Here is a 13,816-nt window from a genome sequence, read left to right on the forward strand (position 1 = left end):
AACGTCAAACCTATACACTTCCAGCAACCAGTTCTTCAGCACGCTTCAGAGCCTCTTTGATTTTGGAAGCATCCTTGCCACCGGCTTGCGCCATATCCGGACGACCGCCGCCGCCTCCCCCGCAAACAGCTGCTACTTCTTTCACCAGTTTTCCGGCGTGAAGACCTTTTTTCACAAGATTTTGAGGCACGGAAACTACAAAGTTCACTTTGTCTCCAATGACGGCACCAAGAACGATGACAGCTTCAGGAAGCTTTCCTTTCAATTCATCAACTACCGTACGAAGTGCGTCCATATTTGCAGCCTGTACTTCTGCAGCCAGAAGCTGGGTATTTCCAGCTACAACAACACGCTCTGTAAGCTGACCTGCTTCGATCGCACTTAGCTTGCCAAGCAGGGATTCATTCTCACGGCCAAGCTCCTTCACCTGCTGGTTCAAAGCCTCAATCCGCTTCGGCACATCATGTAATTTGCTTTTTAGCAGAGCAGCGGACTGTCTCAAAAGCTCCAATTCGCCTTCCATAAATTCATAGGCAAAGCGTCCTGTCACTGCTTCAATCCGGCGAACTCCTGAGCCGATACCGCTCTCTCCGAGAAGTTTGAAAATTCCAATCTGTGCCGTGTTGTCGACGTGACATCCGCCACAAAGCTCTATGCTGTAATCACCGACCTGAACGACTCGCACAATATCTCCGTACTTTTCACCAAATAGAGCCATGGCCCCCATCGCTCTGGCTTCATCGATCGGTTTGTTATCAATGACAACTTCGATTCCTTTCCAGATCTGCTCGTTTACGCGCTGCTCGATCTTGGAAAGCTCCTCCGGCGTAATGCTGCCAAAATGAGAGAAGTCAAACCGCAGGCGTTGAGGCTCAACGAGTGAACCAGCCTGATTTACATGCTCGCCAAGCACTTCCTTGAGTGCCTTATGCAGAAGATGCGTCGCCGTATGGTTTTTGATAATATCAAGACGCTTCTCCCGGTCTACTTCAGCTTTGACCGTTTCATCAACTTTTAATTCACCTGATTCCACCGTTACCATATGAACATGTTGCCCATGTGGTGCTTTGAACAGACCTTCAACCTTGGCGCGCACACGATCGCTTTCCAGTACCCCTTGATCGCTAACCTGCCCGCCGCTCTCAGCATAGAAAGGAGTCGAATCCAAAATGACCTGACCAGACTGCCCTTCTCCAATATGATCAACAAATCCGCCATCTACAACGATAGCCATTACCTTAGATTGCTGAACGGTGTCATTATATCCAACAAACTCACTTTTAACCGTATAATCGGAAAGCACGCCTCCTTGTACCTTCATGCTTTCCGTTTCATGACGCGCTACTCTTGCACGCTCACGCTGCTCTTTCATAGCCAGCTCAAAGCCTTCCCGATCAACCGTCAGTCCGTGCTCAGATGCATAATCCTCCGTCAAATCAAGCGGAAAGCCATAGGTATCATACAGTTTAAAAGCATCATTGCCGCTGATTTCAGTTTTTCCCTGTGCTTTGGCCTCAGTGCTCATATTTTCCAAAATAGTCAATCCATCAGAAAGCGTCTTATGGAACTGCTCTTCTTCTGTAGCGATAATTTTTTCAATAAACGCCCGTTTCTCCAAAACCTCCGGATAATACACGCCCATGATATCACCAACCGTTTTGGTCAGTGTATACATAAACGGTTTATCCAGCCCGATGACCTTGCCATAGCGAACAGCTCGGCGCAGCAGACGACGTATAACATATCCCCGTCCATCATTCGAAGGCATGACCCCGTCTCCGATGGCAAATGCAACTGTTCGAATATGATCAGCTATAACTTTCAACGCAGTGTCATACTCCGGATTGTCATTGTATTTAATCCCGGCAAGTGCAGCTGTCTCCTGAATAATAGGCTGGAACAGATCGGTGTCGAAGTTCGAGTCCACGTCCTGCAAAATCGAAGCAAACCGCTCCAACCCTGCTCCGGTATCGATGTTTTTGTTCGGCAGCGGTGTATAGCTTCCGTCTTTGTTATGATTGAATTGAGAGAATACAAGGTTCCACACTTCAAGATAGCGCTCGTTCTCTCCGCCGGGATAAAGCTCAGGGTCGGACGGATCATTTCCGTAAGCTTCACCGCGATCATAAAAAATTTCCGTACACGGTCCGCATGGGCCTTCACCGATGTCCCAGAAGTTATCTTCCAGCTTGATAATACGGCTTTCCGGCAGACCAACCTTCTCATTCCACAGCTTGAAAGCTTCTTCATCTTCAGGATATACGGTAACCGACAACCGTTCTGGATCAAAGCCAATCCACTTCTTGTCAGTCAGAAACTCCCATGCCCAGGTAATCGCTTCTTCTTTGAAATAATCACCGATTGAGAAGTTGCCCATCATTTCAAAAAAGGTGTGGTGACGCCGGGTTTTTCCTACATTTTCAATATCATTGGTCCGGATGCATTTCTGAGAGTTGGCCAGACGAGGGTTTTCCGGCTTTACACGTCCGTCAAAATAAGATTTAAGCGGCGCCATTCCAGCATTAATCCACAATAGCGATGGATCGTTATGTGGAACAAGGGACGCACTTGGCTCAATCTTATGTCCTTTCTCTGCAAAGAACTCCAGCCATTTGGAACGAATTTCACTAGCTTTCATAATTACAGCCTCCAGTCTTCATATTGTCCGGTCCGTTTTTCTACAGGACAGAACACAAAAAAGCCCCTGAATCCATTCAGGGACGATTATCTCGCGGTACCACCCTGGTTATCACCTGATAGTATTGACAGACTAAAGTAGTAATCCGTCGAAACCTTCAGGCAATCGCCTTATTTCGGCTTGATAACGGGCGCCACCCGGCGAGTTTGTCTCGCTCTCGGAAATCAGCATGTTCAGCCCGTGACGCTTTCAGGTTCTCACAGCCAACGAAGAATCGTGTTTCTTCGAAGGAACCTGTTCTCTGGGAAAGGAGCACCAGCCTACTTTATTTCCTCATCGATTTCAATTTATATAACCTTTAATATTTTCAAGTATATCGATGCCTAAACTATCTGTCAATGCATGTCAGCCTTAAGGATATCAGCCGCTTTTCCGCCTTATGTAATAAGAGAAAAAATGCTGAAGCAACACCTTTATGACTGCGAAAAAAGGAACAGCCAAAATGAGACCGATCATTCCAGCAATCTGACCGCCAACCAAGAGAGCAAAAATGATCAATAGCGGATGCAAATGCAGCTTGCGGCCAACCACCTGAGGAGAAATTACGTTGCTCTCCAGCATCTGACACACCATATTGACAGCCGCTACAAAAAGCACCATCTTCCAGGATATCGTGGATGCCATCAACAGCGCAGGCGCTGCGCCCAAAAACGGACCCAAATAAGGCACAATATTAAATATGGCGACAATGCTGGCCAAAAGTAAAGCATAGGGCATACCGATCAGCATATAACCGATATACGCCAATATCCCGATAATGAGGCAAACCAAAAATTGCCCGCGAACATAATTGCCAAGGGCGGTGTCGATTTCTTTAATCAGTGTAACGATCGCTTTTCTCCGGCTGCGGGGCAAATAAGATACCGCTGTTCGCTGAAAAACGTCAAAATCTTTTAAAATATAAAAGATCAAAAAAGGAATGATTAACACATTAAACAGAAGACTGATCGTTGCCCCGATGTTATCCATAAAGCTCGATATTCCGTCTGCAATCCTGGTTTCCATATGAAAAAACCAACTGTTCATCCCTGTCCGAATGCCGGGAGGCAAAAGCTTGCTGTCCAGATTTGTCATTAAACTTTGGGCATGCATTGTAAATTCCGGCAAATGTTCGTTCAGTTCTTCCAGCTGCCTGATCAGCATTGGAATCATATTGATCAAAATAACGGCCAAGCAGGTCAGAAACACAGCATATATAAGAAGAACCGCAATGCTTCTTGGAACCTTGCGCTCCGACAGCATGCATACGATTGGATTCAGCACATAAGATATGATCATAGCCACGACAAACGGGGCTAGTACAGCTTTCAAAAAGCGATAAACGTCCAGAAACAACGGTCGCAGCAGCCACACAAAGTAAAGGGCGATAAGCCCGAGCAGCAGCCAGATCATCAAACGGAACCATTTGTTCGCCGTCAGCTGTTCCACAGGGCGATCTCTCCTTTCGGACTGACGTTACCCTGTAAGTATATGTACGAGCTCCCCAAATTAATCTAACATTCTTGAAGGCCGAGTTTTTCGAATCCAAAATCAAAAAAAGACTCCCGCTATTACCGCACTGGTAAAAGCAAGAGTCTCCTTGTATCTTCCACTCCTATGTACGCATAATCAATTCGATGCGTGCATTGGAGGAGGGAAATCCTGCGGAAATTCATCACCGAAAAACAAATCATCCAGCGAGCTAAGCGTACCGTCCTCTTCAACCTGGTAGACAGACATTTTCTCGCCATTGACCGTCAGTTCGATAAAACATCCCCAGCAGTAAAATTGATGGGAACCGATTTTCCCGATGTCTTTAGAACTGCAATTTGGACATTTCATAATCATTTCTCACCCTATCCGTTCACAGAATTAATAGCATTTTCCAAGCGCTGTTCGCTCATTGGTGGCACCATAACAGCATTTTCTCCGATCTCCATTTCCGATGTACAGCGGAGCCATTTACGACCTTCAATTAAATCGGACACAAAACCGTCAGAAATTTCCAACCCTAGTATTGTATTGCCCTGTTCTTGCTCAAAATAAACATCAGAAATGCGTCCGAGTAAAATTCCGTCCTCTGTCAGCACCTGCATCTCTTTTAATTTCCGTCGGCCTAAAAGATACGTTAACGGAATGTCATCAGCACTCGTTTTACGAACAGCATTTTCACTTCGAATCATAACCGCGTCTTCACCGTAAGCTGTAATGTCTTCCCATGATACGGTTTTCACATGAGATGAAAAAATAGCTTTGCCTTCAAGTTCAAACCCGGTGATACGCCAATCTTTATCTAGTATAAAATCGTGGATTTTGCCAATTTCTTTGCCGCTTTCCACGTCGAATACAGCCAGTCCGATCATTTCTTGAAGTTTCATGTTGCACGGACACCTCCTCATCCTTCACAATTTTGAAACGCCCCTCATTGTACAGCTTCAATATCTGTTTAAATCCGGTCGTTTCTACAGGATGAAATGGAAAAACCCACCCCCAATTCATAAAAGGAGAAATCCCTTAGCATTTATTTACGCAACCGTTTCAGGATGGTTCCAATTTTTTGGGCTGTGTACTCCATTTCTTCAGTAGTATTACCCAACCCAAAACTAAAACGAATCGCGGAGCGCAAAACATTTTCAGGTAGCTTCATCGCCTGCAGGACATGGGAGATTTCCAAAGATCCGGAAGTGCAGGCAGACCCGCTCGCCGCAGCGATTCCTTCCATATCCAGATTCATAAGCATCGTCTCGGTACTGATCTCCGGAAAACTGATATTTAAAATTTGAGGCATAAAAAACTGAGGGTTCCCGTTCACAACAAAAGTATCCTGTCCCGATTCATGACAGAGCTCATCAATAAGCTTCTTACGCAGGTTCGTATAATGCGCTCTGCGCTCATCCAATCCTTGAAGAGCCAGCTGTACCGCTTTTGCGAAACCAGCTATTCCGGCCATGTTTTCGGTACCAGCACGGCGTTTTTTCTCCTGCAGCCCCCCAAACAATCTTGGAGATAACGGCGTTTCTCGTTTCACAACTAGAGCGCCAACCCCTTGAGGACCATTGATCTTATGAGAGGAAAAACTCCACAGGTCCACCGGAAACTCCTTGCAGTTAATATACTCGACTCCTAGAGCTTGAACTGCATCTGTATGAAAATAAATGCCTCTGCTGCGGGCAAGCTCGCCAATCTCCCGGATCGGCTGCACCGTTCCGACTTCATTATTGCCAAACATAATCGTGATCAAAACGGTATTATCCCGAATAGCAGCGGCAACATCTTCTACGCTAACGCGGCCTGTGTTGTCTACAGGCACATAAGTAACCTCACAGCCTCTTTTTTCAAGCTCCTCACATGTATGGAGCACCGCATGGTGCTCAATTACGGATGTAATTACATGTTTGCCGCGAAGTCCCAGCGCCTCCAGCGTACCGAAAATCGCAAGGTTGTCACTCTCCGTACCGCCAGAAGTAAACACCAGCTCTTCCGGCAAGCAGCCCAAAAGGGCCGCGATCTCGTCCCGCGACCTGCTTACCTGTTTTCTGGCTTCCCTCCCAAAGGAATGAACGCTGGAAGCATTGCCGTATTGACTTGTCATCACACGCATCATCTCTTCGGCCACTTCCGGATGAACCGGCGAAGAGGCAGCATGGTCTAGATATATGGATTTCATCGCACGTCACCTAAATCAGAATTTCTTGATTTTTTTAATAATTTTCATTCATCATTTATTTATCGCATCACTTTAGTATATTATTTTATAGCGATTCTTACAACATCATTATTGAATTGAAAATAATGCTAAACTTATGGATATGCTCATTATCCCCAACAAAAAAGAACGAGCCATATTAAAGGTCCGTTCTTTATCATCCATGATTAGTGGTTTTAAGGGAGGATTGACTTCAAAGAAAAAACCGCCCTTATATATAGAACATATAGCTATCCACAGCGCTTTGCTCTTCATAATTGATCAGATTATCAAGGGTCGTGGAATCAAGCACCTCGGCGATGCTGTTGCGGATACGCAGCCACAGATCCCGCTTCGCCGGATCATCTTCTTCCGTAAAATCTACAGGTGAAATCGGTCCCTCCAGCACACGGATGACATCACCTGCCGTAATACTGGCCGGCTCACGCGACAAAATATAGCCGCCATACGCGCCGCGAATACTTTTAACCAGCCCTGCATTTCGAAGCGGAGCAACAAGCTGCTCCAAATAATGCTCCGACAGCTGATTTTTTTCAGCTATGCTTTTCAGTGACGTCGGCCCCTCACCAAATCTGGCCGCCAGCTCCATCATAATCGTCAATCCATACCTGCCTTTAGTTGAAATCTTCAAGGAAGACACCTCTCTCGAAATAGTATATATAACATATCTCATCAGTTTTATGGGTTTGGGGCGAAAAATCAGGCTAATCAGGCGTTATCATTACAAAATGCCCATAATCCTCTCTATTCCGATTATTCCCCTGTGCATATGGTAACATAACCACAGTCACTATGGGTAATAATCCGCAACTATTTTTTAAAAAATGTGCATCTGGAGAGGACACAACATGGGACGTGTGAAGTAAGCCAGGTTGTGATAAAATACGTCCATGGGCACAATTCAATACGAAAATGGTGATGACGATGTCAAAAGATAAACAAAACACCCGAATCGTTGTCGGCATGTCCGGGGGAGTCGATTCCTCCGTAACAGCACTGCTGCTGAAACAGCAGGGTTATGAAGTGATCGGCATTTTTATGAAAAACTGGGACGACACCGATGAACTCGGCTACTGCACGGCCGAAGCGGACGCAGAGGACGTTCGTCGTGTATGTGAACAGCTCGAAATCCCTTACTATACCGTCAATTTTGAAAAGGAATACTACGATAAAGTATTTTCCTATTTTCTTGATGAATATAAGGCTGGTCGAACACCAAATCCGGATGTCATGTGCAATCGGGAAATAAAATTTGGTGAATTTTTAAACAAAGCGATGGATCTTGGCGCCGACTATGTAGCGACAGGACATTATGCCCGTGTGGTGGAGAAAGACGGAAAGTTCCGCCTTCTTCGCGGCGTAGACAACAACAAAGACCAAACTTACTTTCTGAACGCGCTAAATCAGAATCAGCTATCCAAAGCGATGTTCCCGATCGGACATTTGCCTAAGCCGGAAGTTCGCCGTCTTGCAGAGGAAGCCGGTCTTTACACAGCCAAGAAGAAAGACAGCACCGGCGTGTGCTTTATCGGCGAGCGTAATTTCAAGGAATTCCTCAGCCACTATCTCCCGGCACAGGGCGGAGATATGGTCGATGTCATAACCGGCGAAGTCAAAGGCCGTCACGACGGCTTGATGTATTATACCCTTGGACAGCGCCAAGGACTCGGCATCGGAGGCTCGGGTACCGGAGAGCCATGGTTTGTTGCCGATAAGGATTTGAACAACAATGTGCTGTATGTTGTACAAGGAGATCATCCAAGTCTGTATTCCACCGGATTGATTGCCTCCGGGGTTAACTGGATAGCAGGTAAGGAAGCTATGCCCAATGATTCCTTCACCTGCGTAGCGAAATTCCGCTACCGCCAGCCGGATCAGGAAGTGACCGTAACGCCAAGGGAAGACGGAACGGTTCACGTTGCTTTTCATCAGCAACAAAAAGCCATTACACCCGGACAAGCTGTTGTATTTTACCAAGGTGAAGAATGCCTTGGCGGCGGAACGATCGAGTATGCGGAGAAAGTACCCTATTAAGGGGTAACCGCCCTGCTGCCGTTGTCAGAGAAAGCTTACGTTTTCTCCCCAAGATAAGAAGAGGCATGACCCTCAGGATACTAAAACCCTGAAAGGTCATGCCTATTTATTTTCCCAATTATAAAATCACTTCAACCACGTGGCCTCTCTCTATACTCAAGGCAACATTCACCAACCGCTGATTTCGGCTTCCGCGAAACGCCAGGGAAGTATCCTTTTTCTTTAATATAAATTTTCCGTCCACAATAACGTCACACAGAAGGGCCAGCTCTCGAAGCTTCTCCTGCCTCATAAGCGCCTCAAAGGTAAAACCCGTATAGGCCCACACATTTTTATCCGGGCAACGGTCCCGAACATCGGACAAAAAGCTGATGCATTCTTCTGCCGAGAAAAATGGGTCCCCGCCGCATAATGTGACTCCATCCAGCAAAGGATTACTTGCGATCTCATCCAGTATCCGAGATTTCAGTTCCTCTGTAAACGGCTCTCCAGCTTCAAAATCCCATGAAGACGTGTTAAAGCAGCCCGGGCAAGCATGACGGCAGCCGCTGACGAACAGGACGGCACGAACTCCCGGACCTTCATTGATGCTTTCCGGTATATAGCCGCATATATTCATTGATGCTTGACCCGATCTCGAACTTCGGCCTGCTTGGCTGAATTGAATCGCTCTGTGTAGTTCCCCGTTAAATACCCCGTCACCCGGCGCAGGCGATGAAACACTACTTTTCCTTCCTCTACCCCACACTGAGGGCAAGCTGAACCGATAATCCCTTCATAATCACAGACAGGGCACCGATCGAGCGGATGGTTGACAGAAAAATAGCCGATGTCCTGATCTAACGCAAACTGGACGATTTTGCGAAATGCTGTCGTATTCTGCCGGGCGTTGCCGTCCAGTTCAACATACGAGATCGCTCCCGCATTACAGAGTTTGTGAAATGGAGCTTCCCACTGAATCTTTTGAAAAGCGGCCACTGGATAATATACGGGAATGTGAAATGAATTCGTGTAATATTCCCGATCCGTCACCCCCGGGATCGTGCCGAACGCTGCCCGATCCAGCTTCGTAAATTTACCCGACAGACCTTCGGCCGGAGTAGCAAATAGAGAGATATTCAAATCATATTGCTCACTCATTTCATCGCAGTAACTACGCATCCTGCGAACGATATCAAGCGCCATCTTTCTAACACCCTCGTCCTCTCCATGATGCAAACCAGTCAGTGCCTTCATACATTCCGCAACACCGATAAAACCAAGAGCCAGTGTTCCGTGTTTGATGAGCTCAGCCACCTCATCCTCGGGAGCAAGTTTCTCTCCACCTTCCCATACTCCTTCACGCATCATAAAATCGGACGCTTTTGCCGGTTGTCTCGCTTGAATATGATAACGATGAACGAGCCCTTCCACAGCGATCTTCATGTACCGATCCAGACTGTCGTAAAACCCGGTCATATCCGGCTCCTTCCGCTGGCCCATAACGATACCATGTTCAATGCCAAGCCGTACCAGGTTGAGCGTATTGAAAGATAAGTTCCCCTTGCCGCTCAATCGATTTCTGCCAAACCGGTCCGATATCGTTCGAGTTCGGCACCCCATCGTTGCGATGATCGTATCGGGGTCCTCCGGCCGGTAATAAGGGAGATTAAACGTTGCATCCACGTTGACAAAGTTCGGATATAAGCGCCGGCTGGAGCACTCAACCGCTTTAAGAAACAGATCGTAGTTCGGATCGCCTTCCTCTTGATTGACCCCTTTTTTACACTGAAAAATATGCTGCGGGAATATCGGTGTTTCTCCCCGTCCCAATCCCCTCATCGTGGCGTCAAGCAGTGCATGAGATACCAGTCTTCCCTCAGTGGAAGTACACATCCCGTAATTTAAAGAGGTAAACGGTATTTGTCCACCAGCACGGCTGCTCATCGTATTTAAATTATGAATCAAAGATTCTGCGGCCTGCTTTGTTTCATTTACGGTCTCTTCATAAGCAAATTTATAGGTAAGGGGATAGCGCTCTTGAAGTCTGTCATGATCCATATACAGTTCCATATCCGAAATATCTTCATTCTGGTTCCCTTGTCCTTCGCTAAAATAAGTAAGCCCCTTTCGGAAATGCTTGCGGAAAGATTTCCCTACATACGGCGCCAGGTCCCAATCGATTTTATTACCGGATACACCGCCGAATTGGCTGTTCTGCTGAGATTGAAAAATGATAGCTACGAGCGCCATAGCGGTCATGATGCTCTGCGGAGACCTGACCGAACCGTTTCCGGTGTTAAAGCCCTTTTCCAGAAGCTTGCCAAAAGGGATGAAAATGCAGTTGGTCGTTCCTAAAGCATATTGATCTAAATCGTGGACATACACATATCCGTTTTTTATCGCCTCGTTCAGCGGTTTTGGAAGTATAAAGCTGGTTGCCATCCACTTCGCATATTCCGATCCGATCCGGCTCATTTTCCCGCTGAAGGACTCACCGTTCAGATTGGCATTTTCACGAAGGAGATCAAGATCTTTAACACCGATAACACTGCTGCTGATCTTGTACAGTTCCCCCCGCCTCATCCGTTCTCTGTCCCTTGTTTCACGATATTCTGTGTAAGCTTTCGCTACCTGGTCATAACCGGTTTTTTTTAGAAAATGAATGACAAGGTCCTGTATTTCCTCCACTGTCATTTGCTCGATACCAGCGGCTTTGGCTTCTACCAGCGTAGCGACCCGGGACGAGGCTTCATATCTGGAGCCCCCTTCTATAGCTTGAAACGCCCTGTTCACCGCATTTATAATCCGCGTAATTTCAAACGAGACGCATGTACCATCCCTCTTCATGACTTTCATCAAAAATCCCTCCATACGAAAGCACCTGTACAGGTGTATAAATCAACATTTCACAATGTGATGAAAGCACGGTTATTGTCAAAATAAAAGAAGCATGCTGCCGCAAGTCTGCGAAAAAACATGCTTCAATAAAGAACCGTTGAATCCGATCAAACGCCGGATCACCCTTCCATTCGAAACACTTCCTATCGACCGTAGGCACATTGTGTTGACTTCATGGCAGGTATCTGGCTTCAGTTTACGAATGGGAGATAGACATCTGACTCGTCTATCTCTCTTCGGATAAGCTGTTACAGTGGCGGGACCGCTCCGGATTTGCACCGGATTCCCTTTTCAGATTGGAATGATCCAATCGACCATCAAGCACTATATGTAGTTGTTGAATCAAACAATATAACAACATATAGGTTTTGACTGTAACATTTATCACAGTGAGGGATTTGTAACTATCTACATCTGGGCTGCTAAATAAAGTCCTGCCCATGCGCCTGCAAGGCCGAGAACAACGGACCCAGCCACATATGAGAATGCTTGGGTGTATCGTTTGTTCGCTGCCAGACAGACCGCTTCATAACCAAATGTTGAAAATGTTGTGAACGCCCCGCAAAATCCAGTACCAAGCATCTTATAAACGGTCTCAGGAAGATAGTCGAAGCAACCAGTAAAAAATCCAAGTAGAACAGAGCCAGCCAAATTGATAAAAAACGTAGCCCATGGAAATGAACCCTCTACCTTTTTTCCAATCCAGACACCGATGGAATAACGAGAAACAGCTCCGGCTATCCCTCCCAGGCCTATCCAGAGCATCATGCTTTCGCACCTTCTTGCTTCAATGACATCTTTCGTCCCAGCCAAACGCCGATGCCGGACATAAACAAACCGCCCACAACACTGCCCAGCACATAAATTGCTGCAACTGTATTTTGACCGTTTTCCATAAACCTGACTGCATCTACGGTAAAGGTGGAAAACGTTGTGAACGCCCCCGTAAACCCGGTGCCGATAAACAGACGGGCCTGTTCAGAAATCCGCGAGGATGACAGGCAGTATGTCATAAACCAGCCTAAAAACAGACACCCCATCAGATTGATGAGCAGGATCGCGGCTGGAAAGCCGTTAAGCGGGGCAGGGATGCTCTCATCCAAACCATAACGGAGCAGTGTGCCTCCGAAACCGCCTGCACCCACGAAAATCAGGTTCTTTCCCATATGTTTCGCCTTCTTTTCATCATTTCAAAAAACTGTTGCTCATCTCTCTCGCAAGCGCTGATTATGCGAAATTTTCGCCTCATTCCCCTGCTCTGTCGCCTGATAAAACACCCGATCTGCCAGCTCCTTCGGTAAATAGTCCTGCTTCACATAGTGTCCCGGATAGTCATGAGGATATTTGTATCCGGCATGACCCAGCTTCTCAGCCCCTTGATAATGAGTGTCACGCAAATGAAGCGGTACCTCAGCCGATTTCACTTCATCCATAGCGGACATCGCACGTGATATGGCGGTGTAAACAGCATTGGACTTCGGGCTCTCCACAGCAAAAAGAATCGCCTGTGCAATGTTCAGCTTGGCCTCCGGCCAACCATTATTGCGATAAGCCTCCAAGGCGCTGACAGCTTGTACCATCGCCTGCGGATTCGCAAGCCCAATATCCTCGCTGCTGGCCGCAATCAATCGGCGAATAAACACCATGGGGTCCATACCGAGTTTTTCTACAGCGTACAAAAACCAGAAGAGCGCAGCATCACTGGAGCCGCGAATGCTTTTGTGAAAAGCCGACAACACATCATATTGGGTAGATTCATCCGCCCGAACAGTTGGACGCCTGATCGATTCCTCGGCAACCTCCAGCGTAATATGAACGGTGCCGTCTGAATCGGGAGGTGTCGTCATTGCTGCAAGCTCCAGTGCATTCAATGCCCGGCGAATATCACCGTTCGCCATGGATGCGATGTGATCAAGCGCCTCGTCATCCGCCTGAAGCTGCATAAAACCAAGTCCGCGTTCCTGATCCTGAAGCGCTCGTTTCATGGCGATACAGGAATGCTCCTTATTCAGCGGTTCTAGCTGAAACAATGTGGAGCGGCTCATTAAAGCCCCATTGACATAATGAAACGGATTTTCAGTTGTTGCGCCTATAAAAATGATCGTTCCCTTTTCTACCGCAGGCAATAGGGCATCCTGACGGGAACTGTTAAACCGGTGTACCTCATCCAGAAACAGTATAGTTTTGGTTCCGTACAATGATTTGTTGTTCTGTGCCTGCTCTATTACTTCACGTACATCCTTTACAGTAGCATCCACCGCATTTAAGCGTACGAATGTCCCTTGTGTATGCTTCGATATAATATGAGCGAGCGTTGTTTTTCCGCATCCGGGTGGACCGTAGAGCAAAATCGAAGAAACCTGGTCCGCTTCAATAGCACGACGAAGCAGCTTGCCGGGTCCTACAATATGCTCTTGTCCTATATATTCTTCCAGGTTATTCGGACGCATCCGGTCAGCCAACAGCCTGGAATCACGCTCCTCTTCACGACCAAATGAAAATAAATCCATCATTACACT

General features: G+C 46.9%; 12 protein-coding genes and 1 riboswitch. Of the genes, 1 reads left to right on the forward strand and 11 read right to left on the reverse strand.

Features of this window, described 5'->3' with window-relative positions:
* Nucleotides 1–10: 10 nt before the first annotated feature.
* From alaS to cymR, 6 genes are all read right to left on the reverse strand, one after another.
* Entirely contained in the window at nt 11–2,638 is a 2,628-nt protein-coding gene (alaS, locus tag C8268_RS15180) for an alanine--tRNA ligase (RefSeq protein WP_106768450.1), read from the reverse strand.
* Nucleotides 2,639–3,058: 420 nt separating this feature from the next.
* On the reverse strand, nt 3,059–4,126 hold the full coding sequence (locus C8268_RS15185) for an AI-2E family transporter (RefSeq protein ID WP_106768451.1): 1,068 nt from the start codon (nt 4,124–4,126) through the stop codon (nt 3,059–3,061).
* Nucleotides 4,127–4,306: 180 nt separating this feature from the next.
* A complete protein-coding gene (locus tag C8268_RS15190; RefSeq protein ID WP_106768452.1) occupies nt 4,307–4,519 on the reverse strand; it encodes a hypothetical protein in 213 nt (70 codons plus the stop codon).
* A 14-nt stretch (nt 4,520–4,533) separates the two neighbouring features.
* The gene (locus tag C8268_RS15195) at nt 4,534–5,055 is read right to left on the reverse strand and encodes a PRC-barrel domain-containing protein (RefSeq protein WP_106768453.1); all 522 of its coding nucleotides are present in this window, start codon (nt 5,053–5,055) and stop codon (nt 4,534–4,536) included.
* Nucleotides 5,056–5,198: 143 nt separating this feature from the next.
* On the reverse strand, nt 5,199–6,344 hold the full coding sequence (locus C8268_RS15200; protein WP_106768454.1) for a cysteine desulfurase family protein: 1,146 nt from the start codon (nt 6,342–6,344) through the stop codon (nt 5,199–5,201).
* 250 nt (nt 6,345–6,594) lie between these two features.
* Complete coding sequence (cymR, locus tag C8268_RS15205) at nt 6,595–7,014, reverse strand: cysteine metabolism transcriptional regulator CymR (protein ID WP_106768455.1); 420 nt, start codon at nt 7,012–7,014, stop codon at nt 6,595–6,597.
* A 293-nt stretch (nt 7,015–7,307) separates the two neighbouring features.
* Here cymR and mnmA point away from each other — a divergent pair, with 293 nt between their 5' ends.
* The gene (gene mnmA, locus C8268_RS15210) at nt 7,308–8,417 is read left to right on the forward strand and encodes a tRNA 2-thiouridine(34) synthase MnmA (protein WP_420094250.1); all 1,110 of its coding nucleotides are present in this window, start codon (nt 7,308–7,310) and stop codon (nt 8,415–8,417) included.
* Nucleotides 8,418–8,535: 118 nt separating this feature from the next.
* Here the strand turns inward: mnmA and nrdG are convergent, their stop codons facing one another.
* The 5 genes from nrdG to C8268_RS15235 form a co-directional block, all read right to left on the reverse strand.
* Nucleotides 8,536–9,036 carry an anaerobic ribonucleoside-triphosphate reductase activating protein gene (gene nrdG, locus C8268_RS15215; protein ID WP_106768457.1) on the reverse strand — a complete coding sequence of 167 codons (501 nt, stop codon included), beginning with the start codon at nt 9,034–9,036 and terminating at the stop codon, nt 8,536–8,538.
* A complete protein-coding gene (locus tag C8268_RS15220; protein ID WP_106768458.1) occupies nt 9,033–11,255 on the reverse strand; it encodes an anaerobic ribonucleoside triphosphate reductase in 2,223 nt (740 codons plus the stop codon). Before C8268_RS15220 ends, nrdG begins: the two co-directional genes overlap by 4 nt.
* A 201-nt stretch (nt 11,256–11,456) precedes the next feature.
* Nucleotides 11,457–11,631: riboswitch (cobalamin riboswitch) on the reverse strand.
* Between the two features lie 74 nt (nt 11,632–11,705).
* Nucleotides 11,706–12,065, reverse strand: a complete 360-nt coding sequence (crcB, locus tag C8268_RS15225; protein WP_106768459.1) for a fluoride efflux transporter CrcB — start codon at nt 12,063–12,065, stop codon at nt 11,706–11,708.
* Entirely contained in the window at nt 12,062–12,463 is a 402-nt protein-coding gene (gene crcB, locus C8268_RS15230) for a fluoride efflux transporter CrcB (protein ID WP_106768460.1), read from the reverse strand. Before crcB (C8268_RS15230) ends, crcB (C8268_RS15225) begins: the two co-directional genes overlap by 4 nt.
* 39 nt (nt 12,464–12,502) lie before the next feature.
* Nucleotides 12,503–13,807, reverse strand: coding sequence for a replication-associated recombination protein A (locus tag C8268_RS15235; protein WP_106768461.1), 1,305 nt, complete (start codon nt 13,805–13,807; stop codon nt 12,503–12,505).
* Nucleotides 13,808–13,816 lie beyond the last annotated feature (9 nt).

Origin of the sequence: Paenibacillus faecalis (genome assembly GCF_900289175.1) — a bacterium.
Taxonomy (GTDB): Bacteria; Bacillota; Bacilli; order Paenibacillales; family Paenibacillaceae; genus Paenibacillus_AQ; species Paenibacillus_AQ faecalis.

Excerpts from the sequence above, each read along its gene's own strand:
- alaS (WP_106768450.1), bottom strand. The coding sequence starts at position 2,638 with ATGAAAGCTAGTGAAATTCGTTCCAAATGGCTGGAGTTCTTTGCAGAG.
- C8268_RS15190 (WP_106768452.1), bottom strand. The coding sequence starts at position 4,519 with ATGAAATGTCCAAATTGCAGTTCTAAAGACATCGGGAAAATCGGTTCC.
- C8268_RS15195 (WP_106768453.1), bottom strand. The coding sequence starts at position 5,055 with ATGAAACTTCAAGAAATGATCGGACTGGCTGTATTCGACGTGGAAAGC.
- C8268_RS15200 (WP_106768454.1), bottom strand. The coding sequence starts at position 6,344 with ATGAAATCCATATATCTAGACCATGCTGCCTCTTCGCCGGTTCATCCG.
- mnmA (WP_420094250.1), top strand. The coding sequence starts at position 7,308 with ATGTCAAAAGATAAACAAAACACCCGAATCGTTGTCGGCATGTCCGGG.
- nrdG (WP_106768457.1), bottom strand. The coding sequence starts at position 9,036 with ATGAATATATGCGGCTATATACCGGAAAGCATCAATGAAGGTCCGGGA.
- C8268_RS15220 (WP_106768458.1), bottom strand. The coding sequence starts at position 11,255 with ATGAAAGTCATGAAGAGGGATGGTACATGCGTCTCGTTTGAAATTACG.
- crcB (WP_106768459.1), bottom strand. The coding sequence starts at position 12,065 with ATGATGCTCTGGATAGGCCTGGGAGGGATAGCCGGAGCTGTTTCTCGT.
- crcB (WP_106768460.1), bottom strand. The coding sequence starts at position 12,463 with ATGGGAAAGAACCTGATTTTCGTGGGTGCAGGCGGTTTCGGAGGCACA.
- C8268_RS15235 (WP_106768461.1), bottom strand. The coding sequence starts at position 13,807 with ATGGATTTATTTTCATTTGGTCGTGAAGAGGAGCGTGATTCCAGGCTG.